This is a genomic window from Legionella quateirensis, from assembly GCF_001467955.1.
In the GTDB taxonomy this organism is placed as follows: domain Bacteria; phylum Pseudomonadota; class Gammaproteobacteria; order Legionellales; family Legionellaceae; genus Legionella; species Legionella quateirensis.
The window spans coordinates 681,248-707,688 of the sequence record NZ_LNYR01000012.1; the positions used below are offsets into that span (position 1 = coordinate 681,248).

Consider the following 26,441-nt stretch of genomic DNA (forward strand, 5'->3'; position numbering starts at 1 on the left):
CTATACAGAGCGCAGAATAATGTGATTTCTGTATTGCAGTTAATTAAAGTATAATATACAAAAATTCTAAAGGACTAATATGCATTCCCTCTACCCAGCAATTAAACCTTATGCCCAACATGAGATCATGGTAAGCAAACCCCATGTACTCTATGTTGAAGAAACAGGGAATCCGGAAGGAATTCCTGTGATCGTCCTGCATCCAGGACCAGGGGCTGAAGCGGATCCGCATCTAAGACGTTTTTTTGATCCGCAGCGTTATCGAATAATCCTGTTTGACCAACGAGGTTGTGGACGTTCTACTCCCCATCTTGAAATTAAAGAAAATACTACGTCATTACTGCTGGATGATATTGATGCAATTAGAGATTTCCTGAAGCTATCCGAGTTTGTAATTTGCGGTGGTGGCTGGGGCTCATTATTAGCATTACTTTATGCCCAAAAATTCCCTCAACAAATTAAAGCATTACTGTTGCATCAAATCTTTTTAGGCAGACAACAGGATATTGATTGGTTCTACAAACATGGCGCAAGTCTCGTTTACCCTGATTATTGGCAAGAATTTATTAGTCTGGTTCCAGAGAACATGCTCCATAATGTTCCGCAATTTTATGCAGATTGTCTGCAAGGTTCCAATGATCTGATTCGAATGAGTGCTGCAAAAAACTGGGCACTATGGCAAGCACGATGCAGCAGTTTACAACCGCATCTCTACGTCATTGATCAATACAGCGATCCTCATTTTGCCCTTGCTCTTGCTACCCTGGAATCACATTTCATCAATAATCATTATTTTATCGAAGAAAATCAGGTGATGGCACAAGTGAATAAAATCAGACACATTCCCACTTATATTGTACACGGACGATTTGATCTGGTGAGCCCATTAGCCAGTGCGTGGGAGCTTCATCAGGCAATTCCCGCATCAAATCTTAGAATTGTACGCGATGCAGGGCATTCTGACAGAGAGTCTGGAATAATTGATGCGCTGATTTATGCGACCAAAGAGATTTCGAAACAAGGATTGGATGCATGTTAACGGTTATTCAACGTGTTACCGAGGCGCGAGTTGAAGTAAATAAAACTACGATAGGTAAAATAGAGCAAGGATTGATGATCCTTTGCGGATTCGAACCTGATGATACTGAGAATCAATTAAAACGTATGCTCGATAAGTGCATCAACTACCGTATTTTTGATGATGGCCAGGGCAAAATGAATTTAAGTCTGAAAGAGGTCAATGGAGGGCTTTTATTAGTACCGCAATTTACTTTAATGGCTGATACGCAAAAAGGCCTCCGGCCAAGCTTTTCAAATGCTGCACCACCTGAACTGGGACGACAACTCTTCGATCAATTATTGAGCATGGCTCATCAGGCCTATCCCAAGACAGAATGTGGAAGTTTTGGAGCCAACATGCAGGTTCATCTGTGTAACGATGGACCAGTTACCTTTTTAATGAAGTTTTAAATCCAATCAAGATAATTCATACCTCAAACACGATTAGACCATCCTGGTTTATAGTTACAGGACTTACGAATTTCTTATCATAAGAGCTGTTTGCAAGAATCATAAACTGGTGTAACATCGATTTAAGTATCTAATAATTAGAAAAAAATTATGCGCTTAATTGTAACATGTGCAACTATGGTGAGTTCTTTATTGTTAACAGGATGTGCTCATAAAGGGACTAATCCCATAGACCCTTATGAGCCATTTAATCGCAAAGTTCATAACTTTAATATGGCTTTTGATGCGACCATGTTAAAACCCCCAACAAAACTTTATGTTGCGGTTGTACCTGCAGTAGTTCGTAAAGGGGTTGATAATGCATTTAATAACCTCGATATGATACCCACTGTTGCAAATGATATATTGCAAGCTAAAGGAAAATGGGCAATAAGGGACTCTTGGCGTTTTGCCATTAACTCGACCATTGGTGTGGTTGGGATATTCGATGTGGCCAATAAATTCGGACTGCCCCCTCATTATAATGATTTAGGGCTTACATTTGCCAAGTGGGGTGATAAAAAATCACCCTATATTGTCATACCCTTCCTAGGTCCCAGTACAGTCAGAGACGGCTCGGGATGGCTGTTCCAATTCGCCCTCTGGAGTCCTTATGTTTATATGAACAATGATGCTCTTGCCTTTGGATTGATTGGGTTAAGATATGTTGACTTGCGTTCACAACTTTTTGAAACGGAACGTTTAATGAATGAAGCATTAGATCAATATTCATTTATTCGTGATGCCTATTTACAGCATAGAACGTACCTGATTACCGGAGCGGAACAAGACAATGGTTCTCTCTATGCTCAAGATGTTCAGGCAGATGAATCAGCAGCAGCCAACGATTATGTTGATGAATAAATCCTGAAAATCAGCACCATGCCACAGTGTTGCATGGTGCTGATTTTTTAGATGAATGCTCAGAATTTGCTGAAATTTCTCTCAAACAAATGGTACTAGTCAAATTAATTTCGATCAGATCATAGTCGTCAGGCTAAGGAAAAAATCAAAAAGTAGCCCGGATGAAGCACAGCGAAATCCGGGAAGGCTATGCGCAGCATAGTACCATTTAATCGGTGCCCACTTCGCGGGACTTCCCGGATTACGTGCTTCGCAATTCATCGGGCTACTATTATGCTTAGCCTAGCGAGTATGGGTCTAAACCTAACCAACTTGCTCTCTATTCCCCATCCGATATACAGCAATTATTACTGACGAAGCTTCTCAAGGCTGCGAAGAAAATCACCCGAAATATCCAATCCTGTTTCTGCTGAAATTTCTCTCAAACAGGTAGGGCTTGTCACATTAATTTCGGTCAGATAATCGCCTATCACGTCGATACCAACAAAGTACAAACCTTTAGCCTTTAGCACAGGCCCAATTTGTTCACATATCCAGCGATCTCTAGCCGAGATAGGGACAACTTCTCCTCTGCCTCCAGCTGCCAAATTACCTCGTAACTCACCTTGAGCGGGAATTCGCGCCAGGGCATAGGGTACGGGTTCACCATTAATCACAAGAATCCGCTTGTCTCCTGTAGTTACTATTTCAGGAATATAGCATTGTGCCATGATGCAATTGCTTTGCCCTTTTGTTAATACTTCAAGAATAACCGACAAATTTCTTCCTTGCTCATCAACATGAAATACGGAGCTTCCCCCCATACCTTCCAATGGTTTAAAAATAACGTTTTTATGTTTTTGCCAAAATGCTTTTAATCGTTTGATGTCTCTGGACACCAAGGTATCAGGACAACACTGAGGAAAATTCAAGGTAAAAAACTTCTCATTGGCATCACGCAAGCTTTGAGGTTTATTAGCAACCAAAACCCCCTCTCGTTCTGCGAGTTCCAATGCGTACGTGCTATAAATGTATTCTAAATCAAAGGGAGGATCCTTGCGCATGAGTATTATATCAAAATCGCTTAATGGTTTTTCACCTAAATCCTTTATTTCTGCCCATTGAGAACTGTGTACATCACCTATACTGATCTCATGCACATGAGCGTAAGAATGCCCTGCACTGCAAAACATATCTTCCTGGGTAAAATAGACACATGACCAGCCCATAGCTTTAGCGCTGGATATCATTGCAATAGTTGTATCTTTATAGGGTTTCAACCGATGCAAGGGATCCATTAGTACAGCAAGTCTCATTATTCACCTCCAATGGCTCTGATTTCTCTTGCAGCAGCCAGAGCTGCCAAACGAGCGATCACCCCATACACATAAAAACGATTGGGACAATCAACTACTTCCAATTCGTCACATGGCATATTACAGGCTTGTGCAAAAGCAAGCGGTTCAAAATGCATTCCAGGAGCATTCAGATTTTCATCAATTCCACGCCCCTGATGAACCCTGTAGAATCCTCCAACAACAAATTGTCCAATCATGTAAACAACAGGTTCAGCCACTGCTCCATTTGGCATGGTTTCAAACGTATAGACCCCTTCCTGAATAATTACTCTATCAACCTTTCGACTTCCTTTGCTACTAGACATCCGGGTACGCTGCTTTCTATTTAATTGTCTGATTTCATTAGCATCGTGAACCATCATAACACTCATACCGTAAGTGCCATTATCTGCCTTAACTACTGCAAATGGTTTTTCTTTAATTCCATAAACAGCATATTTATCGGCAACCAAACCCAGAATTTTATCGACCTCCAGTGCTAATTGTTCAACTCCTTCCTGGGCCATAAAATCCACTCCATCAATGGCACTGAAATAAGGGTTGATCAGCCAGGAATCAATATCAACCAGTTCTGCAAATTCCCTGGCTACTTCATCAAAAAATTGAAAATGACTTGATTTCAACCGAGATGCCCAACCTAATTTAGCGGTGGGTCGTATGCGTTGCTCCAATCCCTCTAATAATTCAGGCACACCAGATGACATATCATTATTTAACAATAAGAAACACGGATTAAAATCTTCCAGTCCCACTCTATCACCCTGTCTTCGCAAAGGCTCTAATAGTAAACTGTCACCGTTTTCAAGAACCACTTCTGTGGGACTTTTTATTTCAGGGTCCAAACTTCCAATACGGACTATAAAGCCTGCTTTAATAAAGATAGTACGTAGAATATTTAAGCTCTGCAGATAAAATTTATTTCGCGTATGGCTTTCAGGTAAAATCAAAATTTTAGTACAGTCCGGAATATACTCAATCAATACCGATTGAGCAGCCTGCACACATAAAGGAAGAAAATCAGGATTAAGATTATTAAATCCGGCAGGGAATAAATTAGTATCTACCGGGGCCAGTTTAAATCCTGCATGTCGTAAATCTACCGATGAGGTTAATGGTGCTGGGGTCTCTTTCCATTTTTGCCTGAACCAGGCTTCGATTGGAGCAACATGATTTAATAGTATTTTTTCTACATGATATAAAGGACCCGAATGAGCTGTAGTCAGATGTGGCACCGGTATTTCATTAGCGTTCATGCTTGTTCTCTAAATTTGGGAATGGCCTGATGTTACCCTATGTTAATGATAAAATGAAAGATAAAGTCATTCTTTCATCACCTGAATTCGTGAATCAATCCTCTAATTATAGGTAAATAAATTAATTTGAGATCTGCACCCAATCTGTTTTTCAATCACCCACAAAGGCCCACTCTTCCAATTATTCTTAAGTTTTTTTAGACATCCGACAAGGTATACGTCCCGCGACTTGTTCCTGAGAGATCCTCACAAAATTAAAGCATTTTATAAGTGCCTACGTACTGCGCTTTATCTTTATAAGAACAATTTAGACACATTAGAAGCGCCCACCTACTGAGAAGTATATCCTTAATCGTTCTTCACTTTTTAAATACGCACATTGATTAATTGAGTACTTGAATGTCATAATTCAAATTCTATCATTTTAATGCGCATACCTTTTTATGGATAAATTGAACTCCCTAAAAGCTCTCTTGCTTCTCATTGTTTTAGGCTTTATTTGGGGGTCAGGTTACTCATTAGCTAAATTTGCTATGACCAATGGAGTATCCCCACTCGGTTATGCATTCTGGCAATCCTTAGGCCCGGCTATACTGTTATCCTGTATTTGTATTGCCACAGGAAAATTCGCTCTGTTTAACCAATCCTATTACCCCTATTTTTTTATTTGTGGATTAATAGGAATCGCCATTCCAAACACCAATATGTATTTCATCGCCAGTCATATCCCTGCGGGATTACTCGCAGTACTCGTTAATACTGTCCCACTCCTGGTATATCCATTAGCCCTGCTGACAGGTCAGGAGAAATTGGATGGATGGCGTTTCGTAGCATTATTACTGGGCATGACTGGAATCCTTTTTATCATTGGAATTAATACCACAGGCTTATATTCTGGTTGGACTTTATTAGCACTTTTAAGTCCATTAGGATTTGCTCTTTGCTCCATATACATAGGTATAAAGCAACCTAAAGGAATAAACTCGCTTCAAGCCGCAAGTGGCATGCTTCTGGCCGCCTCACTCCTGCTGATTCCCCTTGTTGTTTCCCAAGGTGCTTTTTACTCTCTTTCAGGCCCTTTTACCTTTGTTAAACAGATTATCGTTTTGGAAATTATATTATCCAGCCTGGGTTATTTACTTTTTTTCACCCTCATCCGTATAGCTGGCCCTGTATTTTATAGTTTAACAGGAGGTGTTGTTGCCTTAACGGGATTATTCTGGGGGTATCTGATTTTCGATGAAACACCTTCACCGATCCAAAGCCTGGCTGTAGTTTTAGTAATTTCCGCAATTTTTCTGTTATCATGGCGACAATCAATACAAATAAAAGGAGCCTGATTCATGATTAGTGAACTGGCAAAACAATTCAGTACACAATTAGAAACCTTTTTTTATTTAATTGCCTTAATTAATGGAGTTTTACATTTTGTCTTTGCAGGTGCCGTAGCACGAGATGCTGGTAATTTATACAGACTTGGTCAAAAACCGGTTTTAGTATCTGCGCCTACCTGGGCTTTTGCCACTCTAATAGGTGGAGTGCTGACTGCAACAATTTATTGGTTTCTTCACCATTCAACATTAACCAGACCGTCAATGAGAGAAATTCGTTATGACAAAGCATGAGATTAAAACTATAGATGTTCATGAACTAAAAAATAGAATAGATGCTCAATCGGACTTATGTTTAATTGATGTCCGAGAGATTGATGAGTGGCAGGATATTCGTATCCCGGGAGCGCTGCATATACCCAAAGATGAAATTACTATCAAAATTAAAGATTCCATTGCAGATAAATCAAAACCCATATATTTACATTGCCGAGGAGGTGTCCGATCCTTATATGCAGCTCAATGCTTAATGGATATTGGTTATCAAGAGGTTTATTCAGTAGATGGCGGCATTATGGAGTGGGCAATGTTTGGTTATCCAATTGAACAGTGATAGCAATGCTACATCAACTCTATCCTTGACCCGAAGCCTGAGTGGCATTTCATCGAGTCGATGCATTCAAAAGTCCTGGGTACTGCAGTTCGCTCAGGTTATCCAATCAGGTTACGCTCTGAGATCAGCTAACCGTTAAAGATACACATTGATTTATCTTAATTTGAGCTTTTATAAGATCGTCATCCTCACGAAAACAAGGATGACGGTTTAAAAGTATGGGGCGCTATAGTAATAGCCGCGCTACTTAAAAGGTTATGAGCGATGATCAACTGCCCATCCCCCCAAGATACTAACTTAGCCCATTCGTTGTAGAAGAAGTTTCAGCGGAATGTGTTGTGTCTTTAGCATGTGCTTTATCTGCTCTTTCTTTAGAAGCTTTTGAACTACTTCCGCCAAACAGGGTGGAACTGGATTTGGCAGGGCTTGCAGTTTGTTCTTTTTTACTTGCTGCAGCATCTATAAGACTTAGACGCAGGTCCTTTCCTTTTGATATTAAATCCTTTATGTCATCCTCAACTTTATATCCTTTAATATCAAAAGGCTGATTCGGCAGATAGCCTTTTCTGCAATCTCCACCAACATAAACATTGTCAGATAAAAATTTCTCCAGACTTTTATACATATCAACTAATTCAATATCACCAGGCTTATTTGATAATTTTAAATCAAGCGATAATTCCAAACATCGTTTAAATGAACTTCTATCAGAACTTAATACTAAAGCATACAATCCACTATAAGAATTTTCTATTTTTTCATAGATATAAAATGCCAATGTATTCAACACTCGAGCCACTTCATCCTTATCCATGTGCTCCTTTTGATTGTCAAGAAGATTTATGGTTTTTAACAATTGTTGCGATTGAACTCTTCTTTCTTCAGGAAGGATTTCTACAGCTTCCCATAATTTTTCAGGATCAATTTTATATTTACTATCATGAGATTTAATTAATGATATTATACTTTCTATAATGTTGGTTTTTAATATTTCATATGCTACTAATTCAAAAGCCATCTTAATTTCTCCTTAAACTCCATTAACAGGATTAGTGAATTTCTTTCACCGAAAATCAGTTTAAACTAATTAATTATTTTCGTCATGTGTTTTCTTTTTACTAACTATTTAAATTTCAACCGTTTGATTTTAATAAAAAAAAATTTCTATATTTCATTTATATATTGCATTATGACTCTTTTTTACGGTAATTTAACCAGGAATTTAATTTTAAGCAGTGATTAGAATGATAAAAATCCTCTGCAGTTTTCTGTTGATTTTATGTACTTTTATTGGATATGCTCATAACACTCAACCCAAACTAATTGTACAAATTGTAGTTGACCAATTAAGAGGTGATTTATTACATCATCATCAGCAACAATTTAGACCTGATGGTTTTAATTACCTTCTAAGCCATGGTATTGACTTTCAAAACGCACATCATCCTCACGCCAACACCACAACCTGTGCCGGTCATGCAACTATAGCAACAGGTAGTTATCCTTCTTTGCATGGAGTCGTTGATAATGAATGGTTTGACAGAAAATCTAAAGGTATTATCTATTGTATGGAAGATTTGAAAACCACTATTTTACCTACTGTGCATACCCAAACCACAATACCCGGCCGATCGCCTGAAAACTTGCAAGGTACGACTTTGGGCGATGAAATGAGCCTTGCTAAAAAAGGAAAAGTATATGCCGTTTCATTTAAAGATCGCTCAGCGATAACGATGGCAGGCCATTCAGGAAAAGCTTTTTGGTTTGACAAGATAAATGGCGGCTTCGTTTCCAGCAGTTATTATTATTCCAGTTATCCACAATGGGTTCAAAATTGGAATAAAAACTATAAGCCTGAACCATTCGACTGGACTCTCAGCCAACCCATAGCTCAATATCAAAACAGAACTACACTACCATTTAAACAAAATTATGGTGACTTCAACCAAACATTCCCTCATCATGTCACGAATCCACCATCTGAATCCTATTTCAAAGGCTTATCCAGAACACCTGAAGCAGATCGATTAACTGCTGATTTTGCAGAACAATTGCTGGTAAATGAACAATTAGGGAAATCAACCAATCAAACGGATTATCTTGCAATCAGTTTTTCAGCAGTAGATGGCATAGGGCATCAATTCGGCCCCAACAGTCTTGAGGCAGAAGATAATTTATTGCAACTGGACAAGACAATGAGTCACTTGTTATCCGTGCTTGATAAAGAGGTAGGGCTCGGGAATATCCTAATTGTACTTACTGCAGATCATGGCGTAAGTGACAGTCCTTCTTATCTTAAAGCACATGATATCCCCCAAGCTGCCCCTGTGAATATTGAACAATTGGAACAGTTCATAAGACAGACATTAAAAAAAGAATACCAGCTTCCTGAGCAGACATTAATGTCAATCTCCCCACCCTATTTATATCTCGATCATCACATCATCACTGAGCACAAACTAAGCGTGTCCGCCGTCAGCAGATTTATAGCCAATGCATTAATCCAGCAACCAGGCATATATAAAGCCTATCCATTACCCATCACCGATATTGAAAAAGATTGGCTCAGTGCAAAGGTTAATCGTATGGCCTATCCCTATCGATCAGGGGATGTATACTTGATTCAACCGCCCTATCAGTCACATCTTGATAAAAAAGAAGATAAAGTCTCCCATGGCACGCCATGGCAATACGATAGTTACGTGCCTTTATTATTCGTTAATCCAAACTTTAAACCTAAACGGATCTCTCGACCAGTATACACTACGGACATAGCCCCGACTTTATCCGCTTTATTACTCATTAAATCACCTTCCGGATCTGTTGGTGTTCCACTAAATGAACCATTAGAGGCTTTTAACACACAATTTAAATCAGAGTATACTAGTTGAAGACTGAATGTATTATGGTTAAATCAGTAACGTCTCAATAGCCTCAAGAAACGTCATCCCGAATGTAACGAGGGATCTCCTGAACGTGGCACTGTGCCTGCATTTGAAGATCCTTCACTGCGTTCAGGATGACGTTATAACCCAGGGAAGCGTCATCCCGAGTGTAACGAGGGATCTCCTGTACGTGGCACTGTTCCTGCATTTGGAGATCCTTCACTGCGTTCAGGATGACGTTATAACCCAGGGAAGCGTCATCCCGAATGTAACGAGGGATCTCCTGAACGTGGCACTGTGCCTGCATTTGGAGCTCCTTCCCTACGTTCAGGATGACGTTATAACCCAGGGAAGCGTCATCCGAGTGTAACGAGGGATCTCCTGAACGTGGCACTGTGCCTGCATTTGGAGATCCTTCACTGCGTTCAGGATGACGTTATAACCAAGGGAAGCGTCATCCCGAGTGTAACGAGGGATCTCCTGAACGTGGCACTGTGCCTGCATTTGAAGATCCTTCACTGCGTTCAGGATGACGTTATAACCCAGGGAAGCGTCATCCCGAGTGTAATGAGGGATCTCCTGAACGTGGTGCGGTGCCTGAATTTGGAATTCCTTCCCTTCGTTCAGGTGGACGAAATTCCAGAGGCTAATGAGAAATTACTATTAAAAGGACTTGAGTGCTGATCAGTTAATCAGTATTTAAATATTCTGAATGTCACGTAATTAAGTCAATATAAGAAAAAAGCCAGATAAATATGAGTTGATCATCATGAAAAAACCTATATTCAATTGAATTTAACGCAAAATAGCTTTACTATTTGCTCAAAATTTCTAACGATATCATTATGACTAAGCAAGCTATAATTATTGGAATTTCCGGCCCATCAGCCTCAGGTAAAAGTCTTTTAGCAAATACTATTGTAAGCGAACTCGGTTCAGAACAAGTAGTAGTTATTTCTGAAGACGCTTATTATAAAGATAATGGCCATATGCCTTTTGGTGAACGTGAAAAAATAAATTATGATCACCCCGATTCATTCGATCATGCCCTACTTTGCGACCATTTACGTCAGTTAAGGAATGGTAAATCAGTCGATATACCGATCTATTCCCACTCGAAACATCTGCGTTTATCCGAAACCAGAGCTGTTGGTCAGCATGCGATTATTGTTTTGGAGGGCATTTTGCTGTTCAGCGATAAAGCCCTAAGAGAAATTATGGATATTCGCATCTTTATGTCCACACCGCTTGATGTCTGCCTCACTCGCCGCTTGAAAAGAGATGTTGTTGAGCGCCATCGTTCTTTTGAGTCAGTACTTCATCAGTATGAGACAACTGTTCGACCAATGTACCTGCAATTTATAGAGCCATCGAGCCGTTATGCCGATATCATTGTACCTCGTGGCGGTGAAAATCGAATTGCCATAGAGATGATTCAAGCAAAAATGCGTGAGTTACTCGCATCACATACTACTAAAAAAGAGTAAGAGGAAGGAGAATACTGTGGGATTTTTATCTGGGAAAAAAGCATTAATTATCGGTTTGGCAAGTAATCGTTCCATTGCATACGGAATTGCAAAAGCATTTCATGCTCAAGGCGCTGAACTGGCGTTTACCTATCAAAATGAAAAATTACAGTCTCGTGTTGAAAACATGGCAGCAGAATTTAATTCTACTTTAACATTCCCATGTGACGTAGCCCGTGATGAGGACATTAATTCCCTATTTAGCAATCTGAGAACACATTGGGATAAGCTCGATATACTGATTCATTCGGTAGCTTATGCTCCGGCAGATCAAATAAGTGGTGACTTTATTGAATGCTCTAATAGAGAAGGCTTTAGAATAGCACACGACATCAGTGCCTACAGCCTGGTAGGATTAGCGCAGGCAGCCTTACCCATGATGGAAGAGACACAAGGTTCCATATTAACGTTAAGTTATTACGGAGCAGAAAAAGCAGTACCTAACTATAATGTCATGGGCATAGCAAAAGCAAGCCTTGAAGCAGCAGTACGTTATCTGGCAGCAAGTCTGGGTCCAAGAGGATTAAGAATAAATGCCATTTCTGCAGGACCAATCAAGACTCTTGCTGCAGCAGGCATTAAGGATTTTCGTAAAATTCAGGCAGCCTACGCGAACATCACTCCACTACAACGAAACGTAACAGCGGATGAAGTAGGAAATACTGCAGCTTTTCTTTGCTCCGACTTAGCATCAGGCATAACTGGTGAAGTAGTTCATGTAGACGCTGGTTATCATGCAGTATCAACAATGAATGAGTTAGGTTAATCTGATATTATGGAGAGGCATGAATGCCTCTGATTACCGATCAGTATTACCAGAGTCTGTTAACAATTGATTCTAGAGCCTACGTTCCGCGCTTTATGCGCGGAATCCAGACTCAGATTGAGTTAACAATAGATTTATTGATGAATCCCGCGCATAAAGCGCGGAATGTAGACTATTCAAGGTAACTGTCAACAACCCCTAGCCCAAAACGTTACCACAAACTGGTTCTAAACTCTCTTTGGCGTCCGAGCTATCATTCAATTTATATAACCCTTCTTTAGCTAAAATGGATGCATAGCTCAATTTATTCAGAGTCACGTCCTTCATTAATTCAGGTATTTGATATTCCATAAGCTTGGTACCGTCATATTTCCATATCCCATGAGTATCCCCTGTCAATTGTACGTGCGCAATGACTTCCGCCATTTCTGCAATACGTGTAGCAGGAGGAGCTGCTCCGTCTATGCCTGCTCCCATTCCAGTATCCACAAGACCAGGTACAATAGAAAACACTCTAGGACGACATTCTAGCGTAGTATTTTGAAAAAGATCGATATCCCAGCCTCTTGCGTAGGAATCACCCGTAGTTTTACTTTGGCGATAAAAGGGATATCCTCCGCTAATATTTTGTGACGTTTCAGCAACTCCCGAGCTGACATAAACTACTGTCGCTTGTGGTTTAGATAACAATTTATCTTTCAATTCAAATACTATTTGATCAAATCCATGAGCATTAACTTTAAATGCCAGTTCACGTCCTGCCTCTCTTGAATCCGATTCACTACATATCAATGCTGCGTTAAGCAAAGTAACCTTTGTTTCAGGAAGTTTTGTATATCCTTTTACACCTGCATTATATATAGTAAGATCAGGAGCTTCTGATAATTGCTCCAATACCGAAGAAACTTGTGTTTTGTCTGTAACATCCAGTTGAACTATTTTATCTTTATCTCCGATCAGCAATTCCTTAAGTTCTATTGCAGCGTCTGGATTTCTGGTTGTAGCAATGACTGCAGCTCCTTGTTTTTTATAGTGTTTTACCCACTCTAAACCTAAGCCTTGACTTGCTCCGATGATTAAAATTGTTAACATATGATTATAATTCCTATTATTTTATTGGTTATTTTACTATTGGTATTAAATGGCTTACTAAGACAATAGGATAAGATACAAGGTCTGATGAAGACTAAATTCTGCTAGGTAGCCGAACGAATAAGTTACAGCTCTCAAATTAAATATAAAGATTTATACATATATAGTCGATGATTGTACAAGCGGATAATTTCATCCAAACTTAGATGAAATGATTTGTCTTCATACAGATATAAAATTATTTATTGAAGATGTGAACAATTAAACTGCGTCTACAATTGATTAGGCAAATTACTTTTGATTTAATTAAAGTAATCCGAAGTAAAATGCCTATCAATATCAAATTGATACCCTAAATTCTAATGTCGTTCAATTTTGGCTTGTTTTAATAACGTATTGACATACAGGTCATAATCCATCATGCCATAGCTTGCTTCAATTTGTTGAATCAGACTATCACGTTGTTCTTTATCCAGAGAACTTAATTTTCCATCATTAATACGTTTCAATCGAACGACTACATAATCTCCATTATCAAGTATGACGCCATCTCGACTTTCAGGTCTTAACAGATTAAAGGCCAGATCATTAATTACAGTATCTGCTTTATCACTATCTCGAGAAGACTGAACGATTGATTTCCATTCCAATTGATTTGAAGTCATAAGAGCCTTCTGCTGTTCGTCTTCAACTGGATTTAATAAATTCATTCCTACTTCTTTTGCTTTCAGATCAGCTCGAGACTTTGCAATGGCTTTTTCGATTTGATCATGTACTGCTGTTACAGTTTGTTTCTTCGATGGGATATGCTGATTGACACGAATGACAACCACAGAATCATTATCAAGTTGAATAGGATCGCTGTTATTGCTTAACTCAAGCACATCATGACTGAACGCGGCATTAATAACTTGTTTGTTTTTGGTAATTAAATCCTTCCCACCTAAACGCGAGAATGGTTCAGAAGTTTTAACTTTCAATTTCAATGCATCCGAAACAGGATTTAAAGTATCAGGAGTCTGGTAACTTAAATCAGAAAGCTGTTCCAAAGCCTGTGCATACTGGGTTTGCGCTGTATCAGTTAAAAGCTGATCTTTAATAGTAGAAGCGACCTGATCTAGTGATTTTGTAGTTACTGGTTTGTAAGCTACCAATTTAAAAATTTCCAGACCATGTTTTGTTTTTACTGGAGCAGAAATCTGACCTGGCTCAGTTAAGTTGGACAGCACTTTAGCGTATTCAGTTTGTCCAGCGGTAATCCAGGGCAATACTCCCTTATCTGCTACTGATAATTTATCATCGGAACTTGTAGAAACCAACTGATCAAACTGCTTGGGATTTTCTTCTAATTGAGCGTAAGCTGCATCGGCTTTCTTTTGTATTTCGTCTTGTTCTTCCTTAGACGCCCCCTCAGGTATTGCAAATAAAATATGTGTGACTTTCCATTGAGCCGGAGTTAGATAGTTACTTTTATTTTCTTCATAATAACGTTTAACATCATCGTCAGAAACCTTTAGATTCGCTTTAATGTCATGCATTGATAGCGTAATATAATCTACCGTGACTTGTTCAGGAGTCATAAACTCATTCTGATGTGCTTTATAATAAGAATTTATATCATCATCGGTTACTTTAATCTGATTAACAAAATGTGAAGAAGCTACGGTTAAGTAATCGTAATCACGTGTTTGCATATATAATCTGACAAAACGTTTTATTTCATCAGGTAATGCGAATGAATTTCCCATAAAAGCAAAACGTTGCTGATTGAGCAACATTCCTTGTCTTACTTCATTCTGAAAGGTTTCCGGGGTAAATAAAGCACCGTTCAAAGCTTGTTGGTAACGTTCACTCGAAAAGTGCCCATCAACTTGAAACTGAGGAATATTAAGAATAGCTGAGTTCGCTTGATCCGGGGTCACTTCAAAACCGTATTTACGAGCAGCCTGGAGCGTAACCTCATTGGTAATCATTTGATTAAGAACTTGATTTTGCAGATTTTTTTCATCAGAAGCGGTCATCTGTGCCAAATCTTGCTGAGCTCGAGTGCGCCTGTAGTTAGTTTCAAATGACTGGTTGGTTATTGGTTGATCATTTACTACAACCTTGGCATTGGATGTTTGATGCGATTGTAGATAATAATCAACACCAAAAAGAGTGAATGTAATAGCGATTAATATAATGACTAACCAAGCTACAACACCTTGTATGCGTTCATTTAACTTCTGCAACATGTCCCGAGATCCATTATTGATATTTAATAAGCTTGATGAAGACAGATTGTACCATAAGCTGATAAAAAAAACGCGCCTTTCGGCGCGTTAATCTGGCGGAGTGGACGGGGCTCGAACCCGCGACCCCCGGCGTGACAGGCCGGTATTCTAACCAACTGAACTACCACTCCAATTCATGGTGGGTGCTGTAGGGATCGAACCTACGACCCTCGCCTTGTAAGGGCGATGCTCTCCCAGCTGAGCTAAGCACCCAGAAAACTTAAGCTTGTTGTACAGCTTCTTTCAGGTTTTTACCCGCTTTGAACTTGGCTACTCTAGATGCTTTGATCTGAATAGTTTTACCAGTCTGTGGGTTTCTACCAGTACGTGCTGAACGATTACCTGTTGAAAAAGAACCAAATCCAGGTATTACAACTTGATCGCCACTTTTTAAGGCATCAGTTACAGTAGTCATAAAAGTTTCAAGAACTCTGCTTGCGTCAGCTTTTGTCAAACCTGATCCGCTTGCTATAGCATCAACTAATTCACTCTTATTCATCTTTTCCCCTTTACAGTTAATCATCCATATTCCGGAGCGCATTTAAACAGATTTAACTGCTCCAGTCAAGTTCGTACATCCTTGCAGTGCCCGCCAGTGGCGGGCTGTGTAGAGAAATATACCCGTTATTAATGAGCATGTAAATCATTATTTTTAATTTTTTTTGATCTCTTACTCACAATTACCTCAGGTTGTACATTTGTTGGCTGATCTAACCAAGGACTGCGTTGTAAAGCCAGCTCAAGAACCTGTTCAATGGTCTTAACAGGATGAATTGTAAGCTTTCTTAAAACGTTATCAGGTATTTCTTCGAGGTCTTTTACATTGTCTTCAGGAATAAGTACGTGTTTTATTCCACCTCGATGAGCAGCCAATAATTTTTCCTTTAAACCACCAATGGGTAATACTTGTCCACGCAATGTAATTTCGCCCGTCATTGCGACATCTGCTTTAACTGGAATTTGAGTCACAACGGATACAAGTACCGTAGCCATCCCTATTCCCGCACTAGGACCGTCTTTCGGAGTAGCGCCTTCAGGTACATGCACATGAAAATCACTTTTTTCAAAGAAGTCATCTGCAAGACCGAGTTTTTTAGCACGACTTCTAACTACTGTCATTGCCGCATGGATGGATTCCTGCATCACCTCACCTAACTGGCCAGTGTGTGTAACCTTTCCTTTACCCGGCATCATTGAAGCTTCAAGAGTTAATAACTCCCCTCCAACACTGGTCCAGGCCAGTCCGGTGACTTGTCCAACCTGATCAAACTCTTCTGCCAAACCATACCTGAATTTTTTTACACCCAGATATTTTTCGATATTACTTACAGTTACAGTGAGTTTTTTAACTTTTTTATTAGATAGAATTTCTTTAACGACCTTTCTGCAGACACTCGCTATATCTCGTTCCAGATTACGAACGCCAGCTTCACGCGTATAATGACGAATTATTTCCCTGATTGCGCCTTCACTTATATGTATTTCACTATTACTCAATCCATTGAGTACGATTTGTTTAGGCACTAAATACTGTTCCGCTATACTTACCTTTTCATCTTCGGTATATCCTGCCAGACGAATTACTTCCATTCGATCAAGCAATGGTGCGGGAATTTCAAGCGAATTAGCTGTTGCAATAAACATCACATCACTTAGATCATAATCTACTTCTAAATAATGATCACTGAAGGTATGATTTTGCTCAGGATCCAGAACTTCAAGTAATGCTGACGCAGGATCGCCACGGAAATCCATAGCCATCTTATCGACTTCATCAAGCATAATCAGAGGATTCTTGACTCCAGCCTTACATAATTTTTGAATAATTTTTCCTGGCATGGAACCAATATAAGTTCGTCTATGACCACGAATCTCAGCTTCATCTCTTACACCGCCAAGAGCGATACGAATAAAAGTACGGCCAGTAGCATTTGCAATAGATTGTCCCAAGGATGTTTTACCAACTCCAGGAGGACCAACCAGGCACAAAATAGGACCTTTCAATCGTTTAACACGTTGTTGAACTGCCAGATATTCAATAATACGTTCTTTAACTCGTTCCAAACCATGATGCTCTTTATCAAGTAGTTTTTCTGCTTTGAGCAAATCAAATTGAATTTTATTTTTTTTCTTCCAGGGAACCATCAGCATCCAGTCAAGATAATTACGGATGACTGTTGCTTCAGCGGACATGGGCGACATCATTTTTAATTTATGAAGTTCTGCCAGTGACTTTTCTTTGGCTTCTTTAGGCATACCGGCTTTATTAATTGAATTTTCCAGTTGTTCAATTTCATTGCCCTCTTCGCCCATTTCTCCCAGTTCTTTTTGAATGGCTTTGATTTGTTCGTTAAGGTAATACTCACGCTGACTTTTTTCCATCTGCCTTTTAACACGGCCTCTGACACGTTTTTCGACATGCAACAGATCGATTTCATTTTCAATCGCAGCCATTAAACGTTCCAGACGAGTTCCAACGTCCAAAGTTTCCAGCAGCTCCTGCTTATCATCTACTTTAAGAGTTAAATGGGCAGATATAGTATCAGCCAACCGTCCTGGCTCTTCGATACTGGCCAGAGGTGACAATACTTCGGGAGGGATTTTTTTATTCAGCTTGATGTATTGTTCGAATTGAGACATTAAGGAACGCATTAAGATACCGATTTCAGGCTCTTTTAATTCGGTATTCACTTCTTCAATAGGGTCAAGTGAAGCCTCAAGATACCCCTTTTCCTGATTGTATTCTTTAACCCGAGCTCGTTTCTCACCCTCAACTAGAACTTTTACAGTTCCATCAGGAAGTTTTAATAATTGCAAAACGCTGGATAGAGTTCCTACCTGATAAATATCATCCGGTGTTGGATCATCATTAGCAGACTTGCGTTGAGCGACCAAAAAAATCTGTTTATTATCAATCATTGCCGCTTCCAGAGCTTTAATTGATTTTCCACGTCCGACAAATAGAGGTATAACCATATGAGGGTAAACCACTACATCTCTTAATGGTAAAACAGGTACGTTAGACATATTTACAGTCTCATTCGATATCATTTCATTTTCACTAGACATGATGAACCCTTATTCAAACGAAAAGCCTTAATTAGCATTTTGCTACGTTTTTTATGAGTATACAGATATTAGAGCCGGTGAACAATTCGTTAAATGAGTGATAAATTATTGATTTTCTGATAACAAACTCAAATATGCTTTGAAGTTGTTAACATAGAACAATGTCAACACAAGTACAAAAGTTCGCCTGTATTTATAACCATGAGGGATGAAGAATTGAATTCCATAGTGACTGGTTCTCACTATGGAATTCAGATGACACTATTTATTCGGTACTACCTGAGGCGCTTTTCATCTCTTCATGTTCATAAATGAGAATAGGATTGGATGAATTATTTACTACACTCTCATCAATAACAACCTTATTCACCCCTTCTAATGAAGGTAGTTCATACATGGTGTCTAAAAGAATATTTTCAAGTATAGCTCTCAAACCACGAGCACCCATTTTTCGTTCCAATGCTTTTTTGGCGATTGCAGTTAAAGCTTCCTCTCTAAACTCTAAATCGACCTCTTCCATTTTAAACAGCGACTGGAATTGTTTGGTTAAAGCGTTTTTTGGTCGAGTCAGAATATCGATCAATGCAGCTTCATCCAATTCCTGCAAAGTTGTAACAACAGGTAATCGACCAACAAATTCAGGAATCAATCCATATTTTACCAAATCATCAGATTCCAATTGGCCTAATACTTTGGAAACCTCTTGACTGCTGTCTTTTTTATTTTTTAATTGCGCAGAGAAACCGATGCCTGACTTATCACTTCGTTCTCGAATTACTTTTTCCAATCCAGCGAATGCACCACCACAAATAAATAATATATTTGAAGTATCTACCTGGAGAAATTCCTGTTGAGGATGCTTACGACCACCTTGAGGGGGTACAGAAGCAATTGTTCCTTCGATCAGTTTTAATAAAGCCTGTTGCACACCTTCACCAGATACATCTCGAGTAATAGAGGGATTATCTGATTTCCTTGAAATTTTATCAATTTCATCAATATACACAATTCCTTGCTGGGCTTTATCTACATCGTAATCGCATTTCTGCAACAGTTTTTGAATGATGTTTTCTACATCTTCTCCAACATAACCTGCTTCAGTTAAAGTCGTAGCATCAGCCATAGCAAAAGGAACGTTCAAAATTCGCGCCAGAGTCTGAGCCAGCAGTGTTTTACCACTTCCAGTAGGACCAATGAGTAATATGTTACTTTTACCCAGTTCTACACCGTCTTCACTTTTATGTTGTAAACGTTTGTAATGGTTATAAACAGCTACAGACAATACTTTTTTAGCATGCGGCTGACCTATAACATATTCATCTAGAAAATTTGATATTTCTTTAGGTGAAGGTAAATGGGCTTCTGTTTCTTCCTGAACTTCATGTGTTTCTTCACGAATTATATCATTACATAACTCAACACATTCATCACACACGAATACAGAGGGTCCTGCGATTAGTTTTTTAACTTCATGCTGACTCTTGCCACAAAAAGAACAATATAGAACTTTATCTCCACTTCCGTTACCGGATTTACTCATAACCTAACCCCTTCTTACAGCTACTACCAGATAATTTAGTAATATACATGTAAAATTTTAGTCAATCAGAAAAAGATACGCCAATTAATTAATGCCAATCCCGCAAAAAACGCGGAATTGGCATTAATATTTATTTGCTTAGTTACTCAGATGCACTCGATACCAGTTCTCTATCATAAAGAACTTTATCAATCAGCCCATAATCAGCTGCTTGAGAAGCGCTCATGAAATTATCTCGCTCGGTATCCCGCATAATTTGATCAGGTGTTTTTTTAGTGTGTTTGGCCATAATGCTATTTAAACGCTCTCTAACTGCCAGAGTTTCACGTGCATGAATTTCAATATCTGTAGCCTGACCTCTATAACCACCCAGAGGCTGGTGAATCATTACTCGTGAATTAGGAAGACAAAAACGTTTACCATCCGCACCAGCACATAGTAACAGGGCAGCGGCACTGGCCGCTTGTCCGATACACAGTGTGCTTACATCCGGTTTAATAAATTGCATTGTGTCGTAAATTGCAAGACCTGCAGTAACAACACCACCAGGAGAATTGATATACAGAGAAATATCTTTCTCAGGATTCTCAGATTCAAGAAACAATAATTGGGCAACTACCAAATTAGCCATGTGGTCTTCGACTTCACCCAAAAGAAAAATAATTCTCTCTTTCAACAATCTTGAGTAAATGTCATATGAGCGCTCACCACGTGATGTTTGCTCAATCACCATTGGAACTAATCCACTAGCACTTCGAATTAAGTTATCTGAATAGCCCGGCATACTTACTCTCCTTTGTTCTCAGTGCCCTTTTTGGGATTCATCACTGAATCATAATCCTTATTTTTATATTTTAGCTTTGCATCTTCAGCGATTTTATCAGCAACCATATCTTCCATCACTAGCGCTTCAATTTCAGCCATATGTTCCTTGCTGGTTTGATACCATGCACGCAATTCATCAGGACTTTCATAAGCACTGGCGAATTTATCAATCATAGCATTAACTCTATCCTTGTCTGCAACTATTTCATGTTTTTTAACATATTCTGAAAAGAGCAAGCCTAGATGAACACGACGTTTAGCCTGTTCTTCAAACAATTCACGTGGAAAGTCTGGAATTTGTTCATTTTCTTTATGCTCATGTCCAAACAATCGATGATACATATCATGTTTTAGATGTTCGATTTCTTTATCAATAAGAGCTACAGGCAAGTCAATTGTATTTACTTCCATCAGTTTATCAAACAGTTTTTCTCTGTTCATCATGCTGACACGGCGTTCCAACTCACGAGCCATATTGTCTTTAATATCTTTTTTGAGTGCCTCAATACCACCTTCTTTGATATTGAATTTCTCTGCGAAAGCATCATTTAATTCAGGCAATTTACCTTCCATTACCTTATGAACTGTAATCTTGAAGGTAGCTTCTTTGCCCGCTAAATCTTTATGTCCATAATCTTCTGGAAAATTCACTTTAATATCAAAAGGCTTATCTATTTTACCGCCAATAATTCCATCTTCAAATCCAGGAATCATTGCTCCAGAACCGATGATTAATTCATGTCCTTCAGCACTACCGCCTTCAAAAGGTTTGTCATCCAGAAATCCCTGGAAATCAATAACCACTTTATCGCCTTTTTTAACAGCATGAGACGCTTCATGCCATTCTTTATTTTGCTCAAGTAATTTATCCATCATATCGTTAACATCTTTATCAGTAACTTCTGAACGTGTTAACTCAACTGTGGCTTGATTCAGTTCTACAACTTCAAATACTGGCATTACTTCAAATACTGCGGTGTATCTGAAATCTTTACCTTGCTCTACCTGTTCAGGTTCAACATATGGATAACCTGCAGGAACCAGTTCATTTTTTTGTAATGCTTCGAATAAAGTAGACTGCACCATTTCGCGAGCGACTTCTTCCCTGACACTGTCAGAATAGCGGCTCTTAACTACATTCATTGGCACTTTACCTGGACGAAATCCATCAACTTTTACTTTGCGAGCAAGATTTCTGAGACGTAAGCTCACTTCTTCCTCAACTTTCTCTGTAGGTACAGAAACTGTTACCTTACGCTCCAAACCTTTTAAGGTCTCAACAGAAACTTGCATTAATTCACCTCTTGGAAATTATCATGAAATGGTGCGAAAGGAGAGACTCGAACTCTCACGGGTTGCCCCGCTGGAACCTAAATCCAGTGCGTCTACCAATTCCGCCACTTTCGCAATCAGGTTGGATTATCAATCAGTAATTCAGTCTTGTAAAGACTCAGATGGAATCTTTAGCGGTAGACTATTATTTTTTCTACAAATGGGGTGAACGATGGGACTCGAACCCACGACAACCGGGATCACAACCCGGGGCTCTACCAACTGAGCTACGCTCACCATAAAATTTTTTCCAGCGTAAACTTAATACAACATGACGGCTGGCGCGCCCGGCAGGATTCGAACCTGCTACCCTCGGCTTAGAAGGCCGATGCTCTATCCAGATGAGCTACGGGCGCTAAATTGGTCGGGGAGGAGGGATTCGAACCCCCGACATCCTGCTCCCAAAGCAGGCGCGCTACCAGACTGCGCTACACCCCGTTACCCGTCCAAGGACAGAGCGCAGATAATACTAGTTCATAACTTCAAGGTCAATATCTTAATTCACTAATTTTTAATTAAAAGTTCAATTTAATTTAATTATTAATCCTTTTGATTTGAAAGATATCATTTTAGAATATTATTGTCCTTCTATCTAAATCAGTGATTTTCAGCTAGCATTAATAATCATGAACTTTATACTGAATTATGAAAACTATACTCCTTCCTATTTTTGATAATCTGACTCATCTGCATAAAAATCATGAACACGTGATGTTACCTGATGCCCGTTTTCAAAATGACTTTAACTACACGCTAAGCTTTCTTAAAAGCTACACTGGAAGTCAAGGAACATTTAATAGTTATCGTAGGGAAGCAGAACGCTTGCTTCAATGGACCTGGCATGTAAAAAATAAAACGCTGAATGAATTAAAACGAGATGACATCGAAGAGTATATTCATTTTTGTCAAAATCCTCCCAAATCCTGGATCAGCTTAAAAAAAGTTCCTCGATTCATAGAAAAGGACGGTAAAAGAATACCCAATGTTGAATGGCGTCCCTTTGTAGTGACGATCAGTAAAACGTCTATTAAGAATGGTCACAATGCATCAGTTGAACAGTTTAGCTTATCACAAGGAGCAACACAGGAAATATTTGCCATTTTAAGTACTCTGTTTAATTTTTTAATTGCTGAAGAGTATGCCATTTCCAATCCCGTTGCGCTCATCCGTCAAAAAAGTAAGTTTATTCGCAAAAGACAACACAATACTCCGATCCGACGATTAAGTCTTGTACAATGGAATGAAGTATTGAATGCGGCGGAATCTATGGCTGAAGACTCGCCTGAAAAGCATGAACGTACTCGATTTATGCTTAGTTTGCTCTTTGGGATGTATTTACGTATATCTGAACTCGCGGCCAGTGATCGATGGATTCCCAGTATGAATGATTTTGCCAAAGACAGTAATGGTCACTGGTGGTTTACTACTGTAGGTAAAGGAAATAAGGAGCGTCAGATTGCCGTAAGCGAAGCGATGCTGGAAAGCTTAACTCGCTGGCGTTTGTTTTTAGGTTTAACCGCCCTCCCCTCACCTGCCGATAATTCACCTTTAATACCGAAAATTCGAGGAAATGGACCAATGAGTGATACCGCTCCAATTCGCAGAATTATTCAACGCTGTTTTGATTTGGCCGGTGAACGCTTACGTCAAAAAGGACTTACAGAAGAAGCCGATAATTTATCTGCCGCAACAGTACATTGGCTGAGGCATACCGGAATTTCTGAAGATGTCAAAATTCGGCCAAGAGAACATGTTCGAGATGATGCCGGACATAGTTCCAGTGCAACAACAGATCGTTATATTGATATAGAGAAACAAGCGCGTTATCAATCAGCACGAAAAAAAACAATTGAACCCAGCAATTAGAATTGGGGGAGTTGCGTCATTAAAAGCGATTGAAACATCAGCAGTGCACGCATTTAAATTTATATCATCCCGTTAAATATGATAAAATAAATCATTAATATCAGTTCTATGGTTCATGATGCTAACCCTTCGTCAAATCACTCTCTCGCGCGGCAATAAAATTTTGCTGGATAAAGCAGATGTCAGTCTTTATGAAAAACAAAAAATTGGTCTTATTGGCCACAACGGTTGCGGTAAATCAACTCTGTTTGACTTCTTGTTGGGAAAACTGATAGCAGATACTGGTGAGTATTTAATAAATCCACAATTAAGTATCAGCCACTTATCGCAACAATTGCCTGACAGTAATGAAAAGGCCCTGGATTTCGTTCTCGCAGGTGATGAAGAATACATTAAACTGTTACAACGTCTGGCTAAAGCAGAGCAATCCGGTAATGATTCCGAAGTATTGGCCTGTCACGACGAATTAAGCCATAGCGGGGGTTACAGCAAACCTGCTCAGGCAGCGACTATTATGTCCGGTTTGGGATTCAGGGGTGATCAACAGCAAGAATCAGTCAATAGTTTCTCCGGAGGCTGGCGTATGCGCCTGAGTCTCGCGCGCTGTTTAATGAAACCAGCCTCACTGCTGTTACTTGACGAGCCAACAAACCACCTCGACATGGAAGCCATATTCTGGCTGGAGCGTTTTCTAAAACAAAGTCCGAGTACTATTATTTTGATTTCGCATGACAGAGAGTTCCTCGATGCCTTTGTAACGCACATCGTGCACATCGAACATCAACAGCTGCATTTATATACCGGTGATTACAGTTGTTTTGAAAAAACTCACGCGCAACAATTAGCATTGCAGCAGATTATGCACGAGAGACAGCAAGCTAAAATTACTCACATGATGTCTTTCGTCAATCGATTTAAAGCAAAGGCAACAAAAGCCAAGCAGGCGCAAAGTCGAGTCAAAGCCATTGAAAAAATGGAGATTATTGCCGCGGCGCAAGCTGACTCTCCTTTTTCTTTCGATTTTTTCCCCTGCCCTCGTGCAGGGAATCCATTGATTCAATGCAATCTTGTGGATGCAGGGTATCAAAACCCTATTTTAAAAAAAATTAACCTCTCCCTGAATCCAGGTGATAGAATTGCTTTATTAGGACCCAACGGTGAAGGTAAATCAACCTTAATTAAAACGTTAACCGGAGTCCTGCCTACATTAAACGGTACGATTCATCGCTCAGCCCATTTAAAAATAGGCTACTACGCACAACATCAACTAGAGCAACTGGATTGTAAATTAAGTCCCGTTGAAACCATCCAAATCCTGTCACCTGAAGTCAGAGAACAAACCATACGTAATTTCCTTGGTGGTTTTAATTTTATAGGCGATATGGCAGTCCAACCCATTCAGCACTTTTCGGGCGGTGAAAAAGCACGTCTTGCTCTTGCAAAACTGGTCTGGCTCAAACCTAATCTGCTCTTACTTGACGAGCCCACAAACCATCTGGATTTGGGCATGCGTTCAGCCATCGAACTTGCTCTCCAAAGTTATGAAGGTGCTTTAATTCTTATTTCGCATGACAGGCATATGCTAAAAACGAGCGTGGATAATTTTTATTTAGTACATAATCAAAAAGTTCTCGCGTTTGATGGCGACCTGGATGATTATTATTCATGGCTGCAATCTAAAGATATAAAACCAACAACCTCAGTTCAATCAACAAACGACTATAAAGAGAAAAAAGTAATTCAAAATCGAATAAAAAAACTGGAACAGCTTATTGATCAATTCCAAAATGACATTCAAAAATTGGATAGTCAACTGGCAGACCCATTACTTTATGAAAACAGCAATCAACAGCAAAAATTAGAACAGTTATTAGCTAAAAGAGATAATGCTCTGTCTTCCTTACATCAATCAGAAGAAGAGTGGATGGACTGCTACACCATGCTGGAACAACTTGCATAATATTATTTCAGGAGATGATGGACATCCAACTCATAACAGATTTATATTAGAGGCTGTTGACATTTTCGATTTCGATGTCACGCGACTTGATCGCGGGATCCAGTTCGATCTTGATGAATACATTATGTTTGTTAATGATACTTGATCTCTGGATCCCGCGAACAAGTCCTGAGAGATGGTCACAAAAATGCGAGCGCAACCAATTGATTTATAATTAAAAATCGACGTACCGCGCTTTATGGGCGGTATCCAGGCTTTGCTCCTAAGGAAAAAAGTATTTGCATAGCACTACCATTACTATGGATACCGCGCATAAAGCGCGGTACGTAGGCACTTATAAGATGCTTAAATTTTGTGAGGATCTCTCAGGAACAAGTCGCGGGACGTTGGAAATAAATAG

The 26,441-nt window shown here is 39.4% G+C and carries 22 protein-coding genes and 6 tRNA genes; 11 read left to right on the top strand and 17 right to left on the bottom strand.

Annotation, left to right across the window (positions count from 1 at the left end; genetic code table 11):
• Positions 1–79 precede the first annotated feature (79 nt).
• From pip to Lqua_RS07445, 3 genes are all read left to right on the top strand, one after another.
• Complete coding sequence (gene pip, locus Lqua_RS07435) at positions 80–1,039, top strand: prolyl aminopeptidase (RefSeq protein ID WP_058473636.1); 960 nt, start codon at positions 80–82, stop codon at positions 1,037–1,039.
• Positions 1,033–1,470, top strand: coding sequence for a D-aminoacyl-tRNA deacylase (dtd, locus tag Lqua_RS07440; protein WP_058473637.1), 438 nt, complete (start codon positions 1,033–1,035; stop codon positions 1,468–1,470). The genes pip and dtd overlap by 7 nt, the downstream gene beginning before the upstream one ends.
• A 150-nt stretch (positions 1,471–1,620) precedes the next feature.
• Entirely contained in the window at positions 1,621–2,373 is a 753-nt protein-coding gene (locus Lqua_RS07445; RefSeq protein ID WP_058473638.1) for an MlaA family lipoprotein, read from the top strand.
• A gap of 347 nt (positions 2,374–2,720) precedes the next feature.
• Here Lqua_RS07445 and gshB read toward each other — a convergent pair whose 3' ends face one another.
• Both gshB and gshA read right to left on the bottom strand, forming a co-directional pair.
• Complete coding sequence (gshB, locus tag Lqua_RS07450) at positions 2,721–3,668, bottom strand: glutathione synthase (RefSeq protein ID WP_058473639.1); 948 nt, start codon at positions 3,666–3,668, stop codon at positions 2,721–2,723.
• The gene (gshA, locus tag Lqua_RS07455; RefSeq protein ID WP_058473640.1) at positions 3,668–4,963 is read right to left on the bottom strand and encodes a glutamate--cysteine ligase; all 1,296 of its coding nucleotides are present in this window, start codon (positions 4,961–4,963) and stop codon (positions 3,668–3,670) included. Before gshA ends, gshB begins: the two co-directional genes overlap by 1 nt.
• Before the next feature lie 443 nt (positions 4,964–5,406).
• Here gshA and Lqua_RS07460 point away from each other — a divergent pair, with 443 nt between their 5' ends.
• From Lqua_RS07460 to Lqua_RS07470, 3 genes are read left to right on the top strand one after another with little or no spacing between them, the layout of a single operon-like run.
• Positions 5,407–6,303 (top strand): DMT family transporter, encoded by an 897-nt coding sequence (locus tag Lqua_RS07460; RefSeq protein WP_058473641.1) that lies wholly within the window; start codon positions 5,407–5,409, stop codon positions 6,301–6,303.
• 3 nt (positions 6,304–6,306) lie between these two features.
• Positions 6,307–6,588, top strand: coding sequence for a hypothetical protein (locus Lqua_RS07465; RefSeq protein ID WP_058473642.1), 282 nt, complete (start codon positions 6,307–6,309; stop codon positions 6,586–6,588).
• Positions 6,575–6,907: a rhodanese-like domain-containing protein gene (locus Lqua_RS07470; RefSeq protein ID WP_058473643.1), complete on the top strand. Its 333-nt coding sequence runs from the start codon at positions 6,575–6,577 to the stop codon at positions 6,905–6,907. The genes Lqua_RS07465 and Lqua_RS07470 overlap by 14 nt, the downstream gene beginning before the upstream one ends.
• A 292-nt stretch (positions 6,908–7,199) precedes the next feature.
• On the opposite strand, the gene Lqua_RS07475 is transcribed toward Lqua_RS07470, so the two are convergent.
• Positions 7,200–7,925 carry a hypothetical protein gene (locus tag Lqua_RS07475; protein WP_058473644.1) on the bottom strand — a complete coding sequence of 242 codons (726 nt, stop codon included), beginning with the start codon at positions 7,923–7,925 and terminating at the stop codon, positions 7,200–7,202.
• Positions 7,926–8,151: 226 nt separating this feature from the next.
• Between Lqua_RS07475 and Lqua_RS07480 the strand changes: the two genes are divergently transcribed.
• Positions 8,152–9,798, top strand: a complete 1,647-nt coding sequence (locus tag Lqua_RS07480; protein WP_058473645.1) for an alkaline phosphatase family protein — start codon at positions 8,152–8,154, stop codon at positions 9,796–9,798.
• 43 nt (positions 9,799–9,841) lie between these two features.
• Here the strand turns inward: Lqua_RS07480 and Lqua_RS07485 are convergent, their stop codons facing one another.
• A complete protein-coding gene (locus Lqua_RS07485; RefSeq protein ID WP_058473646.1) occupies positions 9,842–10,099 on the bottom strand; it encodes a hypothetical protein in 258 nt (85 codons plus the stop codon).
• 538 nt (positions 10,100–10,637) lie between these two features.
• Here Lqua_RS07485 and udk point away from each other — a divergent pair.
• Entirely contained in the window at positions 10,638–11,279 is a 642-nt protein-coding gene (gene udk / locus Lqua_RS07495) for a uridine kinase (RefSeq protein WP_058473648.1), read from the top strand.
• A 16-nt stretch (positions 11,280–11,295) separates the two neighbouring features.
• Positions 11,296–12,084 (top strand): enoyl-ACP reductase FabI, encoded by a 789-nt coding sequence (locus Lqua_RS07500; RefSeq protein ID WP_058473649.1) that lies wholly within the window; start codon positions 11,296–11,298, stop codon positions 12,082–12,084.
• 198 nt (positions 12,085–12,282) lie between these two features.
• On the opposite strand, the gene Lqua_RS07505 is transcribed toward Lqua_RS07500, so the two are convergent.
• The 13 genes from Lqua_RS07505 to Lqua_RS07565 form a co-directional block, all read right to left on the bottom strand.
• Positions 12,283–13,176: an SDR family NAD(P)-dependent oxidoreductase gene (locus Lqua_RS07505; RefSeq protein WP_058473650.1), complete on the bottom strand. Its 894-nt coding sequence runs from the start codon at positions 13,174–13,176 to the stop codon at positions 12,283–12,285.
• A 359-nt stretch (positions 13,177–13,535) separates the two neighbouring features.
• Entirely contained in the window at positions 13,536–15,410 is a 1,875-nt protein-coding gene (locus tag Lqua_RS07510) for a SurA N-terminal domain-containing protein (RefSeq protein WP_058473651.1), read from the bottom strand.
• 93 nt (positions 15,411–15,503) lie between these two features.
• Positions 15,504–15,580: transfer RNA gene (locus Lqua_RS07515), tRNA-Asp, on the bottom strand.
• Positions 15,581–15,586: 6 nt separating this feature from the next.
• Positions 15,587–15,662, bottom strand: a tRNA-Val gene (locus tag Lqua_RS07520).
• Positions 15,663–15,669: 7 nt separating this feature from the next.
• The gene (locus Lqua_RS07525) at positions 15,670–15,948 is read right to left on the bottom strand and encodes an HU family DNA-binding protein (RefSeq protein ID WP_058473652.1); all 279 of its coding nucleotides are present in this window, start codon (positions 15,946–15,948) and stop codon (positions 15,670–15,672) included.
• A 128-nt stretch (positions 15,949–16,076) separates the two neighbouring features.
• Positions 16,077–18,518: an endopeptidase La gene (lon, locus tag Lqua_RS07530; RefSeq protein WP_058473653.1), complete on the bottom strand. Its 2,442-nt coding sequence runs from the start codon at positions 18,516–18,518 to the stop codon at positions 16,077–16,079.
• 265 nt (positions 18,519–18,783) lie between these two features.
• Positions 18,784–20,058, bottom strand: coding sequence for an ATP-dependent Clp protease ATP-binding subunit ClpX (gene clpX, locus Lqua_RS07535; protein ID WP_058473654.1), 1,275 nt, complete (start codon positions 20,056–20,058; stop codon positions 18,784–18,786).
• Positions 20,059–20,200: 142 nt separating this feature from the next.
• Positions 20,201–20,842: an ATP-dependent Clp endopeptidase proteolytic subunit ClpP gene (gene clpP, locus Lqua_RS07540; RefSeq protein ID WP_058473655.1), complete on the bottom strand. Its 642-nt coding sequence runs from the start codon at positions 20,840–20,842 to the stop codon at positions 20,201–20,203.
• 2 nt (positions 20,843–20,844) lie between these two features.
• Positions 20,845–22,176, bottom strand: a complete 1,332-nt coding sequence (tig, locus tag Lqua_RS07545; RefSeq protein ID WP_058473656.1) for a trigger factor — start codon at positions 22,174–22,176, stop codon at positions 20,845–20,847.
• Positions 22,177–22,205: 29 nt separating this feature from the next.
• Positions 22,206–22,290 (bottom strand) — tRNA-Leu (locus Lqua_RS07550).
• Between the two features lie 86 nt (positions 22,291–22,376).
• A tRNA-His gene (locus Lqua_RS07555) sits at positions 22,377–22,452 on the bottom strand.
• Positions 22,453–22,494: 42 nt separating this feature from the next.
• Positions 22,495–22,571: transfer RNA gene (locus tag Lqua_RS07560), tRNA-Arg, on the bottom strand.
• 5 nt (positions 22,572–22,576) lie between these two features.
• Positions 22,577–22,653: transfer RNA gene (locus Lqua_RS07565), tRNA-Pro, on the bottom strand.
• A gap of 207 nt (positions 22,654–22,860) precedes the next feature.
• Here Lqua_RS07565 and Lqua_RS07570 point away from each other — a divergent pair.
• Positions 22,861–24,081, top strand: coding sequence for a tyrosine-type recombinase/integrase (locus Lqua_RS07570; RefSeq protein WP_058473657.1), 1,221 nt, complete (start codon positions 22,861–22,863; stop codon positions 24,079–24,081).
• Positions 24,082–24,199: 118 nt separating this feature from the next.
• On the top strand, positions 24,200–26,041 hold the full coding sequence (locus Lqua_RS07575; protein WP_058473658.1) for an ABC-F family ATP-binding cassette domain-containing protein: 1,842 nt from the start codon (positions 24,200–24,202) through the stop codon (positions 26,039–26,041).
• Positions 26,042–26,441: the final 400 nt, after the last annotated feature.

What these genes read in the sequence shown, in the direction of transcription:
- pip (WP_058473636.1), top strand. Translation starts at nt 80, where the DNA reads ATGCATTCCCTCTACCCAGCAATTAAACCTTATGCCCAACATGAGATC.
- dtd (WP_058473637.1), top strand. Translation starts at nt 1,033, where the DNA reads ATGTTAACGGTTATTCAACGTGTTACCGAGGCGCGAGTTGAAGTAAAT.
- Lqua_RS07445 (WP_058473638.1), top strand. Translation starts at nt 1,621, where the DNA reads ATGCGCTTAATTGTAACATGTGCAACTATGGTGAGTTCTTTATTGTTA.
- gshB (WP_058473639.1), bottom strand. Translation starts at nt 3,668, where the DNA reads ATGAGACTTGCTGTACTAATGGATCCCTTGCATCGGTTGAAACCCTAT.
- gshA (WP_058473640.1), bottom strand. Translation starts at nt 4,963, where the DNA reads ATGAACGCTAATGAAATACCGGTGCCACATCTGACTACAGCTCATTCG.
- Lqua_RS07460 (WP_058473641.1), top strand. Translation starts at nt 5,407, where the DNA reads ATGGATAAATTGAACTCCCTAAAAGCTCTCTTGCTTCTCATTGTTTTA.
- Lqua_RS07465 (WP_058473642.1), top strand. Translation starts at nt 6,307, where the DNA reads ATGATTAGTGAACTGGCAAAACAATTCAGTACACAATTAGAAACCTTT.
- Lqua_RS07470 (WP_058473643.1), top strand. Translation starts at nt 6,575, where the DNA reads ATGACAAAGCATGAGATTAAAACTATAGATGTTCATGAACTAAAAAAT.
- Lqua_RS07475 (WP_058473644.1), bottom strand. Translation starts at nt 7,925, where the DNA reads ATGGCTTTTGAATTAGTAGCATATGAAATATTAAAAACCAACATTATA.
- Lqua_RS07480 (WP_058473645.1), top strand. Translation starts at nt 8,152, where the DNA reads ATGATAAAAATCCTCTGCAGTTTTCTGTTGATTTTATGTACTTTTATT.
- Lqua_RS07485 (WP_058473646.1), bottom strand. Translation starts at nt 10,099, where the DNA reads ATGCAGGCACAGTGCCACGTTCAGGAGATCCCTCGTTACATTCGGGAT.
- udk (WP_058473648.1), top strand. Translation starts at nt 10,638, where the DNA reads ATGACTAAGCAAGCTATAATTATTGGAATTTCCGGCCCATCAGCCTCA.
- Lqua_RS07505 (WP_058473650.1), bottom strand. Translation starts at nt 13,176, where the DNA reads ATGTTAACAATTTTAATCATCGGAGCAAGTCAAGGCTTAGGTTTAGAG.
- Lqua_RS07510 (WP_058473651.1), bottom strand. Translation starts at nt 15,410, where the DNA reads ATGTTGCAGAAGTTAAATGAACGCATACAAGGTGTTGTAGCTTGGTTA.
- Lqua_RS07525 (WP_058473652.1), bottom strand. Translation starts at nt 15,948, where the DNA reads ATGAATAAGAGTGAATTAGTTGATGCTATAGCAAGCGGATCAGGTTTG.
- lon (WP_058473653.1), bottom strand. Translation starts at nt 18,518, where the DNA reads ATGTCTAGTGAAAATGAAATGATATCGAATGAGACTGTAAATATGTCT.
- clpX (WP_058473654.1), bottom strand. Translation starts at nt 20,058, where the DNA reads ATGAGTAAATCCGGTAACGGAAGTGGAGATAAAGTTCTATATTGTTCT.
- clpP (WP_058473655.1), bottom strand. Translation starts at nt 20,842, where the DNA reads ATGCCGGGCTATTCAGATAACTTAATTCGAAGTGCTAGTGGATTAGTT.
- tig (WP_058473656.1), bottom strand. Translation starts at nt 22,176, where the DNA reads ATGCAAGTTTCTGTTGAGACCTTAAAAGGTTTGGAGCGTAAGGTAACA.
- Lqua_RS07570 (WP_058473657.1), top strand. Translation starts at nt 22,861, where the DNA reads ATGAAAACTATACTCCTTCCTATTTTTGATAATCTGACTCATCTGCAT.
- Lqua_RS07575 (WP_058473658.1), top strand. Translation starts at nt 24,200, where the DNA reads ATGCTAACCCTTCGTCAAATCACTCTCTCGCGCGGCAATAAAATTTTG.